Source organism: Thermotoga profunda AZM34c06, assembly GCF_000828675.1.
In the GTDB taxonomy this organism is placed as follows: Bacteria; Thermotogota; Thermotogae; order Thermotogales; family DSM-5069; genus Pseudothermotoga_B; species Pseudothermotoga_B profunda.
In genome coordinates, this window is the sequence record NZ_AP014510.1 from 487,928 (window position 1) to 502,017 (window position 14,090).

Consider the following 14,090-nt stretch of genomic DNA (forward strand, 5'->3'; position numbering starts at 1 on the left):
TGATATCGTTTTATTTTATAGGATGGAGAGATCAAAATTGTTCAACAAAAACTAAGGAGTGTATAATTGATGATGAAAATATTTGTAAATATTAGGAAGTGGTGAAAGAAATGAAGATTCTTCTTATCAATCCTATGAACAGTGGATATTATTACCGTTTGGGTGCTGTGTATCCACCATTAGGACTTTCTTACATAAGTTCAGTTTTAAAAAATGCTGGTAATCTTGTCAGATTAATCGATATGAATGTAGAGAGATTCGATTGGAAAAATTTCAATTATTCTGATTTTGATATCGTTGGTATTTCAGCAGATACGGTGAGATATCCTCTGGCAAAGCAAATCTCTTTAACTGCAAAAATGCAAGGTGTTGTTACAGTCCTTGGAGGGCCACATGCAACTGCCGAGTATGGAGAGATTCTCAAAGAACGGATTTGTGATTATGTGATTCTTGGTGAGGGAGAATATACTTTTCTAAAACTCGTTGAGGCGCTTCAAAGGAACGAGAAATATCCTTTATTAAGTGGGTTGAGCTATCTCAAAGATAACATGGTAGTCATCAATCCACTTAGATTGATAGAAAATCTTGATCAATTGCCTTTTCCCGACAGAGAAAATGCAAGGTTGTACAAAACAAAATTCGATGGCAAGCTCGCAACCAGTCTAATAACCTCGCGTGGTTGTCCTTTTGATTGTGAATTTTGTAGTGCTTCACAGTTCATGGGTCGAAAGATCAGAAAAAGAAGTGTTGAAAATGTGATCGAAGAGTTAAAACAAGTCGAGCGATTGGGATATAATTCGGTGATCTTTTTCGACGACAATTTTACAATTGACAAAACAAGGACTATAGAACTTTGTGAGCAGATGATGAGAAAGAATCTTTCTTTTAGTTGGTGGGCTTTTTCAAGGGCAGACGAATTGTTGGGTAAAGAAGATTTGCTCGAGGCAATGTCAAAATCTGGGTGTAAGATGCTTTTTATAGGTTTTGAAAGTGCTGAAGATGATATTCTAAAAGAATACAACAAAAAACTTTCAAGCTCTATAGCTTTTGAGGTCGCAAAACTTTTGAAAAAATACAAAATCGATCTTTTTGCAAGCTTTATCATGGGTGCATTGAATGATACGAAAGAATCTATAATGAAAACCATAAAAATGGCGAGAAAGCTGGGTGCCCAAATCGTTCAATTTTCTATTCTCACACCATACCCTGGAACGAGACTCTATGAAAAATTAAGAGCAAAAATAAATTTGAAGGATCTTTCTCTATTCGATGGAACAAATCTCGTTTTTGAGCATCCTGAGTTTTCAAAGAAAGAATTGAAAAAGCTGTTTGTGAGAGCTTATTACTCAGTTTACACCACTCCCAAGTTAATTTTCACACGCGGTATACCTTTTTTGATAAAGCTTTTGACAACAAGGGAAAAACCAACCGAATTACAGATCGATCATCAAAAGGCATAATTTTGTTATTATCTATTTTGAATCGCATATTCTTGTGATACTATATTCGAAGAAGGAGGTGTCTTGGTGAAAACCGTCATGATAATAGTTCATTCATTGATCAGCGTAGGGTTGATCTACATGGTACTTCAGCAGATGAGTAAATTTGCAGAGCTTGGAGGTGCCTTTGGTTCTGGGTCTTTGTACACAATGTTTGGCAGAAAGAAAGGTCTTGACACAGCAGGAAAGATTACCCTTGGTTTGAGCATAGCTTTCTTCTTGAGTAGTATTCTCACGGCATTTTTCATGTCGAGGTGATGCAATGCATCCCAAGGAACAACTTGAGATTTTGAAGAAAAACGTCGTAGATCTCGTGAACGATGAAGACCTTTTGAGCAAGCTCGAAAGAAAAAAACATCTTCGAGTGAAGCTCGGTGTTGATCCATCAAGACCAGATCTACATCTTGGTCATGCAGTTGTATTATTTAAACTCAGACAATTTCAAGATCTGGGTCATCAGGTAGTTTTGATAATAGGAGATTTCACCGCTCAAATTGGTGATCCATCTGGTAGGGATTCAACTCGACCTATGCTATCTGAAGAGGAAGTAAGACAGAATGCAAAATCATACGAAGAGCAGGCATTCAGAATCTTGGATGAAAGCAAAACAGAGGTCCGTTTCAACAGTGAATGGCTTTCCAAAATGAGTTTTTCAGATGTAATAAAACTTGCTTCGAAATACACGGTTGCGAGAATGCTTGAAAGAGATGATTTTTCAAAAAGATATTCTTCAAATATCCCCATCTCCATAGCTGAATTTCTCTACCCACTTGCTCAAGCGTATGATTCAGTTGCAATTCAAGCGGATGTAGAACTCGGTGGAACGGATCAATATTTCAATCTCTTAGTGGGAAGAAAGATCCAAGAAGAAGTGGGACAAGAACCACAGGTTGTCATGACGATGCCTATTATAGAAGGAACAGACGGTAAGATGAAGATGAGTAAAAGCTATGGAAACTACATTGCCTTCAACGACACACCATTTGATATGTATGGGAAGTTGATGTCCATACCAGATGAATTGATAATCAAATACATGAAGCTTTTGACACGTTTGCCTGAAAATGAAATAGATCAATATGATAAACTCATGCAAAACAAATCGATAAATCCAAGAGATGTTAAAATGAAATTGGCTTTCGAAATAACAAGTTTTTTCCATGGGCAGAACCAAGCAAAGGATGCCGAGAATGAATTTGTAAAGATCTTTAGAAAAAAGGAATTACCAAGTGAGATGCCCGTCGTTGTACTTGACAAAGACGAGGTTGAATTGGTAGAATTACTCATGAAGTTGCAAGTTGCGTCAAGTAAAAGCGAAGCAAGAAGATTGATAATTCAAGGCGGAATAAAATTGGACGATGAAAAAATAACAGACATCTATGCTAAAATCTCTGTAGACAGAGATAAAGTTTTGAAAGTTGGCAAGAGACAGTTTTTCAAACTCGTACGACAGTAAACTTATTTGTACTCTTGATTTTTGATACCAAGCAGTGTTATAATTTATCTCGATCGTTGTTCTGGTCTTTGACAAGTGGGGGGAGCAATAATCCCACCGTCGAAAATAATATGAAGGGAGGTTGGAGCTATGAAGAAACTCGTGCTATTAGCCTTAGCACTCTTTGTGACAGTAGGGGTACTTGCTGCGGGGATGTTCCCGGATGTTCCAAAAACACACTGGGCTTATTCCTATGTTGAACATTTGAAAGATAAGGGTATTGTCATTGGTTATCCTGATGGTACCTTCAAAGGTGATCGGAATATCACCCGCTATGAAGAAGCAGCAATGATTAGCAGATTAATTGGTTTACTTGAAACTGAAATCGTTGCACCACATATTGCAGATGTGCTGAGGGTTCTTGATGCAATCAGCTTGAAACTCGGAGCCACGGTACAAAAGGTCGATGAACTTGAGAAAAAACTCAACGCTCTGAGCACAACTTCTGGCGAAATTGCTTCTGTCAAATCACAGGTTTCAGATCTTGCCAAGTCTTTGGAGATGCTTAAACAAACTGTGAACATCCACGATAAAGATGTCATTAAGTTGTATGAAGCAGTTGCAAATCTCCAAAAGAATTGTGAGGGTAAATTTGCAGAATTGAGTAACGCAGATGCTGTGATTGTTGACAGAGTAGTTGCATTAGAAAAAGCCGTAAGCCAGCTTGACGAGAAAATCGCAGCTGTTCAAAAGAAGCTCCTTGCACTTGAACCTGTGAAAGATGTTCTTAAGGATTTAACAGGAAGGGTTACTGCCCAGGGTGAAAGAATTGCCGCAGCGGAAGAAAAAATAGGCGATCTGAGTGCAACATTGGATAATGCAGTCATGACACTTGGTTATGTGTCTATCAAACTCGACAGAACTCAAGAAAATCTCAACAAAGTAACAGACAGAGTCGCAGCACTTGAAGAAAAGGCAAAAGGTATCGATGCAAATGCAAAGGCAATCGAAGCTTTGAAACAAGACACTGCCAATAGATTTGCCGAACTTGAGTCAAAACTTTCTGGTCTTGAATCCAGCTTCAATGATTTTACAGCGATGCATGATGAACAGATCAATTATGTTCTCGATGAAATGGACAAGATGAGCACTCAGATCGATGAAGTTCGCGAAGGTTTGTTGGCTCTTAAAGAAGATACAAATGCACAGTTTGCACAAACGACAACTTCAATTGAAAATCTCAAGAACGAACTCATGACACAGATCTCTGAACTTCAAAAAGCAAACGCTACCCTCACAGGTGCTGTAATAGGTGCTATTGTGATTGCGGTAGCAGCGATGATCGTAGGTGCAATGTGATCCCCATTTGGGGTAAAATCAACACTAATCTTTAAAGGTGAAGGAGGGTGTAAAAGTATGAAAAAACTTTTGGTAGTCTTACTCGCTTTGGTAACAGTCGCAGCCTTTGGTGCAGTGAACTTTTCTGGTTGGCTTGGCACATCACTTGGTGTAACTTATGATGCTAGCGACCTTACAACATCTCTTAGTCTTGGCGTAACAGGCAGGATTGACATCAGCGCAAGTTCTTCGCAAGGTCTTACTGGGTTTACTCTGTCTGTTTCTCGTTCTGGAAGCAGCGTTGGTGAAACCCTTGAAATGACTGGAACTGCCACATCAACATGGGAGCCTGCGATGACTTGGGGCACTCAAATTTGGCAAAAGCTTTATGTATCAGATCCACTCACTGTAACACTCAGAGCAGGTTTACTCAGCCGTGGATTTAGCTATGTCACTGGTTCAAACTTCCAGTGGTATGTCACTCCACCATATTTTACCTCTCGAAACAGAACAGCTGCTTTGGCATTTGATTTTGCTATGAAAGCCGGAGATCTTTCTGATAACTTGGTATTGTATGCATATTTACCAAGTTCAACTGAAGTAGATTTTGATGTTTGGAATTCTTTGAACTTCTCCTTTGTCACATTGCAAGTTTTGGTTCAGAAAGTCCTTAGCAGTGCACAAGCTGGAGCTTTGCCAGGTATAGCTGTCGGTGGTAAGCTCGATGTCGCAAAGGCACTCAATATCAGTGCAGGTAGCTTAACAGGTTATGCTTACTTGGAAGTTCCAACAAGTGGTTTTGTTCCAAGCAATTACATGCTCGGTGTTGACTTTGGTATGGAAAAATTCAACGGCAGTGTGGCATTCGCGGGTCCAAGTACACTTGGCTTTGCTGTGAATACAAATGTTTTGGATCCAGTGACAATCGGTGCAGAAGTTGCCCTTGATGTTACAAACATGTTGGGGTTCAGTGCAGCAGGTTGGGCAAGCTGGGAACAAGACCTTATCTCTCATACAGTTTCCTTGGTCTTTGATGCAGCTGAAAAGACAACAACAGTTTCTTGGGATATGTCTGTAAGCTTCTGAGAAAATATGAGTTTTTACAAACCCCGGCATGTGCCGGGGTTTTATTTTTTGTGATATATTTGATCAGGAGGTGTTTGAATGCTTATATTTGGAATAGTACTTGCGATTGTTCTTATATTGGTTGTATGGTTCATAGGTGCATATAACTCTTTGGTTAGCAGGAAAAAGCGTGTTGAAAATGCCTGGAGTCAGATTGATGTTCAGTTAAAAAGAAGACATGATCTTATTCCAAATCTTGTGAATGCCGTTAAAGGATATATGAAATTTGAAAAAGAAACTCTTGAAGCGGTAATAAATGCACGTGCAAAAGCAGTTGCTGGTGGTTCAATAGATGATCGCATAAAGGCAGAAGGTGAATTGTCTGGTGCTCTGTCTCGGTTGCTTGCGGTTTTTGAAAGATACCCAGAACTCAAATCAAATCAACAAGTGAGCCAATTGATGGAAGAACTCACAAGTACTGAGAATAGAATTACATATGCTCGACAGTTCTATAACGACACAACGATGAAGTATAATACATCTATTGAAATCTTTCCAACCAATATAGTTGCGAGAATCTTTGGTTTCAAGGCATTTCCATTCTTTGAAGCTGCGGCAACAGAGAAGGAAACACCAAAGGTTGATCTTTCTTTTTAAGGTGATTCTATGAACTATTTTGCGCTTCAAAAGAAAAACCTTAGAAAGACATATTTTTTGATTTTGATTTTCATGTTGATGATGGCAATTTTAGGAATCATCATAGATGGTCTTTTTTCAAGTTTTCCAGTTGGGACAGTTGTATTGATAATAATTGCTTCAATCCAGGTCTTGGTTGGAACTCAATCTGGAGCTTCGTTGGTGCTCAATTCAGTTGGTGCAAAACCTGTGAATGAAAAAGAATTTGAAGAAAAGCAACTCAGAAATATTGTCGAAGAGATTTCGATTGCTTCCGGTTTAACGGTTGTTCCAAAGGTCTATGTGATGGAAGATGAAAACATCAATGCCTTTGCAACGGGCTTCAAACAAAAAGATAGTGCAATCTGTGTCACACGAGGGCTTTTGAAAAATTTGAACAGAGAAGAAACAGAAGGTGTCATTGCACATGAAGTGAGTCATATTTTGAACAAAGACACTCTTTTGATGACTACGATCAGTGCGATCCTTGGGACAATGGTTTTGGTCCAGTTGTTTGCATGGCGGGCTTTGAGGTTTATGACATGGTCTGGTTCGAGGCGTTCACGAAAAAAAGGAAAAGGTGATAGCACCGCGTACATTATTTTTGCACTTTTGATTATTGCGCTGGCTGCTACACTGTTTTCTTTTATCGGTAGGATAACGATCTTTGCAGTCTCACGAACTCGCGAATATTTGGCAGATGCAAAGGCAGTTGAATTGACCAGAAACCCCAAAGGACTTTCAGGTGCACTCAGAAAGATTGCAAAGACTCAAAAACTCAAGCAAAAAGTCAAAGGTGCAACCATTGCAACGGCGCATCTTTTTATCTCAGATCCACTCAAAAGAAATATCAACAACAAAGAAGGATTTTTTGCAGATTTGTTCAGCACACATCCACCAATTCACAAACGCATCGCGACACTTGAAAACATTCCGCCCGAGATAGTGCTCAGAGAATTACAAGAACTTTGAGTTTTTTGGTTGTTAAGATGGTTGAAAGGAGCTCCATGTGAATGAAAAAGCTTTTTGCCTTATTGTTTTTGGTTGCATCGAGTTTTTGCATGGCGAAACAATTAATCCTTGCAACCACAACGAGTGTTTACAACACGGGGTTTTTAGATACTCTAAAACCCTTGTTTGAAAAACAGTATGGATATTCTTTGAGTGTCATAGCAGTTGGAACAGGTATGGCACTTGAATATGGGAAAAGGGCAGATGCAGATGTACTTTTGGTACATTCGCCTGATGATGAACTCTTGTTTATGCAACAGGGACATGGTGTTTTGAGAGTGAGTTTTATGTACAACGATTTCATAGTAGTTGGTCCAACTAAGAGTGTAGTTCCATCTTTCAAAGATCTTCAGGAATTTTTCGAGTATATCTACGATAATAAATTGACTTTCGTTTCGCGATCGGATGAATCTGGTACACACAAAAAGGAAAAACAAATCTGGAATTCGATAGGTAAAACACCTTCTGGTGATTGGTATATTCAAACAGGTCAAGATATGGCAAAAACTCTCTTGATTGCAAATGAGAAAAGGGCTTTCACGCTCACTGATAGGTCTACTTTTCTTTCTTTGAAGAACAGGCTTGATATGAAGATCTTTTTTGAAAACGATCCACAATTGCTGAATATCTACAGTCTCATTGTGGTTAATCCAAATAAAAGCAGTAGAATAAATTACAAAGGCGCGTTGGATTTTGTGAGATTTGTCCTTGATCCAGATACTTTAAAGGTGATCAGAGATTTTTCAGTAAATGGTACGAAACTTTTTAATCTACTTTTTGAACCAAAATGAATGAGATAGTTGAGATATCTTTAAGGTCTGTCTATGTGAATTCAACAGCAGTTTTGATATCGACATTGATTGCTATACCTTTAGCATTAGTTGTTGATTTTTTCCATTTTAGACTCAAAAAAATTGTAGTTGTGTTTTTTCAAACTCTAACTGGGATCCCACCTGTTTTGATTGGTCTTTTGGTGTATCTTCTTTTATCACGAAATGGACCGCTTGGAAATATGGAGCTTCTTTTTAGCTCTAATGCGATGATTTTTGCACAGATTTTGATAGCAATTCCGATAATTTTTTCTGTGTGTTATTCACATTTTTCAAAAGTAGATGAAAGACTCAGGGTTGTCATGAAAACGCTTGGTGCAAGCGATATACAGGTGATGATGGGTATTCTCAAAGAATCTTCTGCAGGTGTGATGAACGCTGTTTTAACAGCCTTTGGTAGGGTTGTGGGTGAAGTTGGTGCTGTGATGATCGTCGGTGGAAATATTGCTGGCAAGACAAGGGTTTTGACGACTTCTATAGTTCTTTATACAAATATGGGAAAATTTGAACAAGCAATCATATGTGGCATAATACTTTTGGTCATAGCTTTCATCATAAATTTCTTACTCACAATGTTTTCCAACATAATGGAGAATAGAAAATGGTCTATGAGATAGAAAAACTTTCCTTCAGTTATGATTCAAAGTTCACTCTTTTTGTTGAAGATTTCAAAATGAATGAGAGAATAGTTGGAATAACGGGTCCATCTGGTGCAGGTAAGACCACCTTTCTTTTGAACCTTGCTTTTTTATACACTGGTAAATGGCAGTTATTCAAATTCATGGGACAAAATATAGATTCACAGGCGATCACATATTTTAGAAAGATGGTTACCTATGTCCCACAACATCCCGTACTTTTTAAAAAAACGGTTTTTGAGAATATTGCCTATCCTTTGAAGATCAGAAAAATTTCTAAACAGAATATACAGGACAGTGTTTACGCGATAGCTGGAAAATTGCAGATTCAGGATCTTTTGGACAAAAAGGCTTGGCAGATCTCTGGTGGCCAGGCAAAGAGGGTATGTCTTGCGCGTGGTTTTGTTTTCGAACCGAAGGTTGTACTTTTGGATGAACCAACATCAGATCTCGATGAAGATAGCAAAAGGGTAGTTGAAGATTTCATCTTACAAATATCTACAAAAAGCTACATAATAATCGTATCGCATGATAAAGAACAGTTATCAAGATTGTGTGAAAGGATCTTTTTCATTGAAAATGGTCGTCTTTATTTGTGAGTAGATTCATCATATACTGACATATTTTCGCTGAAGACAATAGTGGTTTTCTTTGTTGTAAAATAATAACATAGAGGTGGTAGACATGGAGGTTCAGGAACGTGTGGATAAACTCGAAGAAGCAATGATGCGTTTGGTTTATATTCAGCAAAAAACAGAGATAGAAATTCAAAATTTGAAGACCGAAATGAAGATATTCAAAGACGAGATCAGAAATGACACAAAGATGCTCAAAGATGAGATGAAGGTATTCAAGGATGAGATGAAAATGTTCAAAGATGAGATGCTCGATTTCAAAAATGATGTGAAAGCGTTTAAAGATGAGATGCTCGAGTTCAAAAACGAGATGAAAGCGTTTAAAGATGAAATGGTTGAATTCAAAGAATGGAGCAAGAGGAATATAGAGAATATGAACAAACAATGGGGGGCATTGGCAAACAAAATGGGCACACTTGTTGAGGACATCTTTGCTCCATCTATAGAGATAGCCTTGAAAAATTATTTCGATGTTTTACCAGAGATAATCGATGTGAGAAAGTACATCAGACGTGGTGGTGAATCTTTAGAGATAGATATCCTTGCGTTAAATGAATCTGAAAAGAAGGCATTTGTAGTTGAGGTAAAGGCAAATCCAGATAAGGTGGAGTACATAGAAGATTTTGTGAAAAAACTCGAAAGACTCAGGGAGTTCTTACCAACGTTGAAAGAATACAGACTTTATCCAATCTATGCAGCACTGGACATGAAAGCAAAGACGGTGGAAGTTTTGACATCTAAGGGTATCTATGCCATGATAGTAAAAGGCGATATCTTGAAGATTGTCAATTTCGAAAAGTTGAGTGAAAAAAATATCTAAGAATTGCTCATTGATTATCATGGTATTGAAAATACACTTTTTATCGCATCAGAAAACCCTGCCATTTGGCAGGGTATGCAAGATCAGTCGAGATATGGTAATGTTGAGTTTGCGTATGGCATCAATAATATATCTGGTTTTTGCGTATATTCTTTCAGAGCATGGTCTATTGCATCTTGTAGAGAATCGAATGGTGTCATGAAAATTTGTTCGACGATACTTTTATCCATTTTCGAGCACAGGAAAATCCTTGCTTTTTTCATCACCTTGCAAAAACCAGCAGCTTTGTGACCACCCAGGCAAAAATCTTTTTTGATCCATTCGAGTGGTTCATCTGGGGTCTTTGCCTTTTTCATCCATTCTTCAAAGGTTTTTTCTCCGAAACCTTCACGGCATTCTGCAACCAAGATTATGATTCCACCATCTTTGACCGCTTGGAAGGCGTTGTCTAAACCTTTTTGTGCCTGGTATAGATTTATATCTTTTGGAAATCCACCAGGCGAAGCGATCACTATGTCGTATCTTTTGCCTATATTGACTTTGTACATCATATCTATGTATTTGACACCTTCTCTGTGTGCAAGTATTGGATCACCACTTACGATTTTTACAATTTCTTTTTTACTGTTCAATACGGCATTGACTATAAATCTCACCTTTGCCATCTTTCCTGCTTCTTCAATGTCTTCTCTGACTGGGTTGTTTTCTATCTTCCCAGAAACTGCACCGTCCAAGAGCATGTAAGAATGATTGGTTTCGATTGTTTTTTTACTGCACACACCTGGTAAAAGTGCTTTGTTTCCACCACTGTATCCGGCAAACCAGTGAAGCTCCAAGTTACCTGTTGCTATGATAAAATCTGATTCAGCCACAGGTTTAAAAACCTCAACCGGGGTTCCTCTTTTTGTCTTTCCTATGAAGACACATTCTGATACATCGTGGTTTATACACTTCACTTTCTCAAAGACTTCTTTTCCAACTGCTTTTTGCATTTCTTGACCTGTCATTTTTCGGTGAAATCCCAAACCAAAGACAATGGTTATTTGATCTTGTTTCAGTCCAACTTCTAAGAGTTCATCTACTATTGGTGGAACAAGGATGTGTGAAGGACTTGGTCTTGTCAAATCACTCACGAGAATTACCACATTTTTTGGTTTTTCTTTCAAAACCATTTCTTTCAATGGTTCACAACCAATTGGTGCTCTGAGACTTTTTTTGATCTGATCTGTAGGATCTTCAACCGCATCGAGTTCTTTGTTTGGATGGAGTATGTCTATTTTTATATCATTTACCAGAGTGAATGAAATAATTTGCTCACCATACTTGAGTGTATACTCTCTCATTTTCATCACTCTCACAGAGTTGGTTGGGTTAGATATATTGCGAATTCGTGATGTTTTAGAATCTCTGTCTTTGTTTTCTTTCCATTGATCACTTCGACTAATTCATTGAACAATCTTTCTCCTGCTTGACTTATTGTTTCTTTTCCCTCGATTACAGTACTTGCATCAAAATCTATGTTGTCCGACATTTTTTGGTATGTTCTTGGATTTGCACAGACTTTTATAACAGGTGCTATGGGACAACCAGTTGGAGTACCTCTACCTGTTGTGAAAATGATTATTTGTGCACCACCTGAGACCATACCTGTAACTGATTCGACGTCATGCCCGGGACTGTCCATGAAAATTAATCCTTTTTCAGTGATAGGTTTTGCGTAATCTAAGACATCCACGATTGTTTTTGTACCTGCTTTGTAGATCGCACCGAGTGATTTTTCTTCCAAAGTCGTGAGACCACCTTGAATGTTACCTGGTGTTGGATTAACTCCCCTTATGTCCTCACCACCGGCAAGGGCACTTTTTTCGCATTTATTAACTAATGCGAGGAGCTTTTGTGCAACTTCATTGTTTATAGCTCTTTTTGCCAAAAGATGCTCTGCACCTATGATTTCTGTTGTTTCAGAAAAAACCACAGTCCCACCGAGATCTATTATCTTATCTGCGACGTATCCGACTACGGGATTTGACGCGATACCAGATGTAGTATCTGAACCACCACATTCTATTGCAACAATAACATCGGAAAAATCGACCTCTGTTTTTTCGAAACTTCCAATATCTCTTATCATTTTTTCAAGCAGACGTATACCTTTTTGAGCTGTTTGAAGAGTTCCACCTTCTTCTTGAATTATCAGGCATTCTACAGGTTTGTTAGTTTTTTTTGCCTGTTCTGCAATTTGTTTTGTTGGAATTGTTTCACATCCCAAACCGATATACAGAACTCCGGCTACATTTGGATTCGATGCCATTCCAATTAATACATCGAAGACTTTTTCATGATCTTGCTTCATGTGATTACAACCATGTTGATTGTCTAATAATACAGCACCATCCACATGGTTTACGATCTCTTGAGCCGTTCTTGTTGCGCAAATCACCGTAGGCACAACGAGAAAATGATTTCTAAAACCAACTGAATTGTTATTTCTTTTGTATCCAAAAAGTTTCACGTAGTATACCTCCTCACACCACGTTTGCCTGATACGTTGTGCACATGAACATAGTCTCCTGTTTTTATATCTTGTGTTGCAATACCTATTGGCTCGCCATATTTGAAAACTTCTGATTCTTTTTTGATATCTTTAATGGCAAATTTGTGTCCGAATGGTATGTCGTGATTTAGTTTTATTTTCAGCGTTGTATTCTCGAAGTTCACAAGAACTTCTTGATCTTTTGAGAGATTTTTAATAGCCGTTGCGACATTATCTTTCTTGCTGAAAACTATTGCATCCATTAGAAAACCTCCTATGGAAGTTTGATGATATTAGCATTCACCAGAACTCTTTCCATAATTCTTCCAGCCTTAATTCTTCCTTCGATCTTTTCTCTGAGCTCTTGATCGCTCAGAATTTTTTGAGCAACACCCTGTTCGATGGCTTTCTTAGCAACTGCAATTGCTTCTTCGACATAGACTTGGTCTTCTTCCATAGTGGGTACTATATATTCTTCGTGTATACCTTTTCTATAAGCAAAGTCGGCTATTGCTTGAGCAGCAGCTACACACATCTCATCGGTCACTTTGGTGGCTCTCACATCAAGAACTCCTCTGAAGATCGCTGGAAAACCTAAGGAATTGTTCACTTGGTTTGGAAAGTCACTTCTACCTGTTGCAACTATTCTCGCACCTGCTTGTTTTGCTTCCCAAGGCCAGATCTCTGGGACTGGATTTGCGCCGGCAAAGACTATTGCATCTTTGTTCATCGCCTTTACCCACTCTGGTTTTATAACTCCAGGTCCACTTTTCGAATAGGCTATACACACATCTGCGCCTTTAAGGGCTTCTTCAATACCTCCACTGATATCTTCTCTATTTGTTTTGATCCACATCTGCCTACTTATTTCATCGAGTGTCTGGGCTCTTTGTTTTGTGAGTATACCTTTTGAATCGCAGACAACGACATTTCCAAGATCGACATTTACTTTTTCAAGAAGCCGCAAGAATGCGTAATTGGCACTGCCCGCTCCTATGATGGCTATTCGAACCTCTTCGATTTTCTTTCCAACTATTCGAAGGGAATTTATTAAACCAGCCAAAGTTATAGTTGCAGTACCCTGCTGGTCATCATGAAAGACTGGAATTGACAGTTCTTCTTGTAGTCTTTTCAAGAGTGCAAAACACTTTGGTTTTTCGACATCTTCAAGATTTATACCTGCGATCGATGGTGACAACCACTTACAAAATTGTACAGTTTCTTCTATTTCTGTTGTTCCAATACACAAAGGTATTGCGTCTACACCACCGAGATATTTAAACAACAATGCCTTTCCTTCCATCACAGGAAGACCAGCCTCTGGTCCTATGTCTCCAAGCCCAAGGATTCTTGTTCCATCACTTATGATAGCGATGGTATTTTCTTTGTTTGTGTATTCATATACTTTTTCTCTGTCTTTTGCTATTTCTTGACAAACTCTGGCTACACCAGGTGTATACCAGATCGCAAAATCATCGTAAGTTCGAACAGGAACTTTTGGTGCGGTTTGAATCTTTCCTTTGTAGAAAGGATGGAGTATCATCGCATCTTGCGAAGGTTTTTGAGCTTTTTTCAGTAAGCTCTCGACATCTTTTTCTTGCATCTCTCATA

At 38.4% G+C, this 14,090-nt stretch carries 15 protein-coding genes; 11 read left to right on the plus strand and 4 right to left on the minus strand.

The features are described from left to right. The first annotated feature begins 110 nt into the window (after positions 1-110). From TSP02S_RS02295 to TSP02S_RS02345, 11 genes are all read left to right on the plus strand, one after another. Positions 111-1,460 (plus strand): B12-binding domain-containing radical SAM protein, encoded by a 1,350-nt coding sequence (locus TSP02S_RS02295; protein WP_052465275.1) that lies wholly within the window; start codon positions 111-113, stop codon positions 1,458-1,460. Positions 1,461-1,526: 66 nt separating this feature from the next. Beyond that, positions 1,527-1,757, plus strand: coding sequence for a preprotein translocase subunit SecG (secG, locus tag TSP02S_RS02300; protein ID WP_041081573.1), 231 nt, complete (start codon positions 1,527-1,529; stop codon positions 1,755-1,757). 4 nt (positions 1,758-1,761) lie between these two features. Continuing rightward, entirely contained in the window at positions 1,762-2,955 is a 1,194-nt protein-coding gene (gene tyrS / locus TSP02S_RS02305) for a tyrosine--tRNA ligase (protein ID WP_041081575.1), read from the plus strand. A gap of 129 nt (positions 2,956-3,084) precedes the next feature. Continuing rightward, complete coding sequence (locus tag TSP02S_RS02310) at positions 3,085-4,293, plus strand: S-layer homology domain-containing protein (RefSeq protein ID WP_041081576.1); 1,209 nt, start codon at positions 3,085-3,087, stop codon at positions 4,291-4,293. A 57-nt stretch (positions 4,294-4,350) separates the two neighbouring features. Further along, a complete protein-coding gene (locus tag TSP02S_RS02315; protein WP_041081577.1) occupies positions 4,351-5,358 on the plus strand; it encodes a hypothetical protein in 1,008 nt (335 codons plus the stop codon). A 78-nt stretch (positions 5,359-5,436) separates the two neighbouring features. After that, entirely contained in the window at positions 5,437-5,994 is a 558-nt protein-coding gene (locus tag TSP02S_RS02320) for a LemA family protein (RefSeq protein WP_041081579.1), read from the plus strand. Positions 5,995-6,003: 9 nt separating this feature from the next. Next, positions 6,004-6,984 (plus strand): M48 family metallopeptidase, encoded by a 981-nt coding sequence (locus TSP02S_RS02325; RefSeq protein WP_041081581.1) that lies wholly within the window; start codon positions 6,004-6,006, stop codon positions 6,982-6,984. Between the two features lie 41 nt (positions 6,985-7,025). Then, a complete protein-coding gene (locus TSP02S_RS02330; protein ID WP_041081583.1) occupies positions 7,026-7,814 on the plus strand; it encodes a substrate-binding domain-containing protein in 789 nt (262 codons plus the stop codon). Then, positions 7,811-8,470, plus strand: coding sequence for an ABC transporter permease (locus tag TSP02S_RS02335; protein ID WP_052465276.1), 660 nt, complete (start codon positions 7,811-7,813; stop codon positions 8,468-8,470). Before TSP02S_RS02330 ends, TSP02S_RS02335 begins: the two co-directional genes overlap by 4 nt. Further along, positions 8,455-9,090 (plus strand): ABC transporter ATP-binding protein, encoded by a 636-nt coding sequence (locus TSP02S_RS02340; protein WP_041081585.1) that lies wholly within the window; start codon positions 8,455-8,457, stop codon positions 9,088-9,090. The genes TSP02S_RS02335 and TSP02S_RS02340 overlap by 16 nt, the downstream gene beginning before the upstream one ends. A gap of 76 nt (positions 9,091-9,166) precedes the next feature. Next, positions 9,167-9,946, plus strand: coding sequence for a VRR-NUC domain-containing protein (locus TSP02S_RS02345; RefSeq protein WP_232503746.1), 780 nt, complete (start codon positions 9,167-9,169; stop codon positions 9,944-9,946). Positions 9,947-10,029: 83 nt separating this feature from the next. Here the strand turns inward: TSP02S_RS02345 and TSP02S_RS02350 are convergent, their stop codons facing one another. Genes TSP02S_RS02350 through TSP02S_RS02365 form a run of 4 tightly spaced genes read right to left on the minus strand, consistent with a single transcriptional unit; the run spans position 10,030 to position 14,082 of the window. Next, entirely contained in the window at positions 10,030-11,289 is a 1,260-nt protein-coding gene (locus TSP02S_RS02350; RefSeq protein WP_232503747.1) for a nickel-dependent lactate racemase family protein, read from the minus strand. Between the two features lie 11 nt (positions 11,290-11,300). Then, positions 11,301-12,458 (minus strand): UxaA family hydrolase, encoded by a 1,158-nt coding sequence (locus TSP02S_RS02355; protein WP_041081590.1) that lies wholly within the window; start codon positions 12,456-12,458, stop codon positions 11,301-11,303. Then, positions 12,455-12,742 (minus strand): UxaA family hydrolase, encoded by a 288-nt coding sequence (locus TSP02S_RS02360; RefSeq protein WP_041081592.1) that lies wholly within the window; start codon positions 12,740-12,742, stop codon positions 12,455-12,457. The genes TSP02S_RS02355 and TSP02S_RS02360 overlap by 4 nt, the downstream gene beginning before the upstream one ends. An 11-nt stretch (positions 12,743-12,753) precedes the next feature. Beyond that, positions 12,754-14,082, minus strand: a complete 1,329-nt coding sequence (locus TSP02S_RS02365) for an NAD(P)-dependent malic enzyme (protein ID WP_041081593.1) — start codon at positions 14,080-14,082, stop codon at positions 12,754-12,756. Between the last annotated feature and the right edge of the window lie 8 nt (positions 14,083-14,090).

Excerpts from the sequence above, each read along its gene's own strand:
- TSP02S_RS02295 (WP_052465275.1), top strand. The coding sequence starts at position 111 with ATGAAGATTCTTCTTATCAATCCTATGAACAGTGGATATTATTACCGT.
- tyrS (WP_041081575.1), top strand. The coding sequence starts at position 1,762 with ATGCATCCCAAGGAACAACTTGAGATTTTGAAGAAAAACGTCGTAGAT.
- TSP02S_RS02310 (WP_041081576.1), top strand. The coding sequence starts at position 3,085 with ATGAAGAAACTCGTGCTATTAGCCTTAGCACTCTTTGTGACAGTAGGG.
- TSP02S_RS02315 (WP_041081577.1), top strand. The coding sequence starts at position 4,351 with ATGAAAAAACTTTTGGTAGTCTTACTCGCTTTGGTAACAGTCGCAGCC.
- TSP02S_RS02320 (WP_041081579.1), top strand. The coding sequence starts at position 5,437 with ATGCTTATATTTGGAATAGTACTTGCGATTGTTCTTATATTGGTTGTA.
- TSP02S_RS02325 (WP_041081581.1), top strand. The coding sequence starts at position 6,004 with ATGAACTATTTTGCGCTTCAAAAGAAAAACCTTAGAAAGACATATTTT.
- TSP02S_RS02330 (WP_041081583.1), top strand. The coding sequence starts at position 7,026 with ATGAAAAAGCTTTTTGCCTTATTGTTTTTGGTTGCATCGAGTTTTTGC.
- TSP02S_RS02335 (WP_052465276.1), top strand. The coding sequence starts at position 7,811 with ATGAATGAGATAGTTGAGATATCTTTAAGGTCTGTCTATGTGAATTCA.
- TSP02S_RS02340 (WP_041081585.1), top strand. The coding sequence starts at position 8,455 with ATGGTCTATGAGATAGAAAAACTTTCCTTCAGTTATGATTCAAAGTTC.
- TSP02S_RS02350 (WP_232503747.1), bottom strand. The coding sequence starts at position 11,289 with ATGAGAGAGTATACACTCAAGTATGGTGAGCAAATTATTTCATTCACT.
- TSP02S_RS02360 (WP_041081592.1), bottom strand. The coding sequence starts at position 12,742 with ATGGATGCAATAGTTTTCAGCAAGAAAGATAATGTCGCAACGGCTATT.
- TSP02S_RS02365 (WP_041081593.1), bottom strand. The coding sequence starts at position 14,082 with ATGCAAGAAAAAGATGTCGAGAGCTTACTGAAAAAAGCTCAAAAACCT.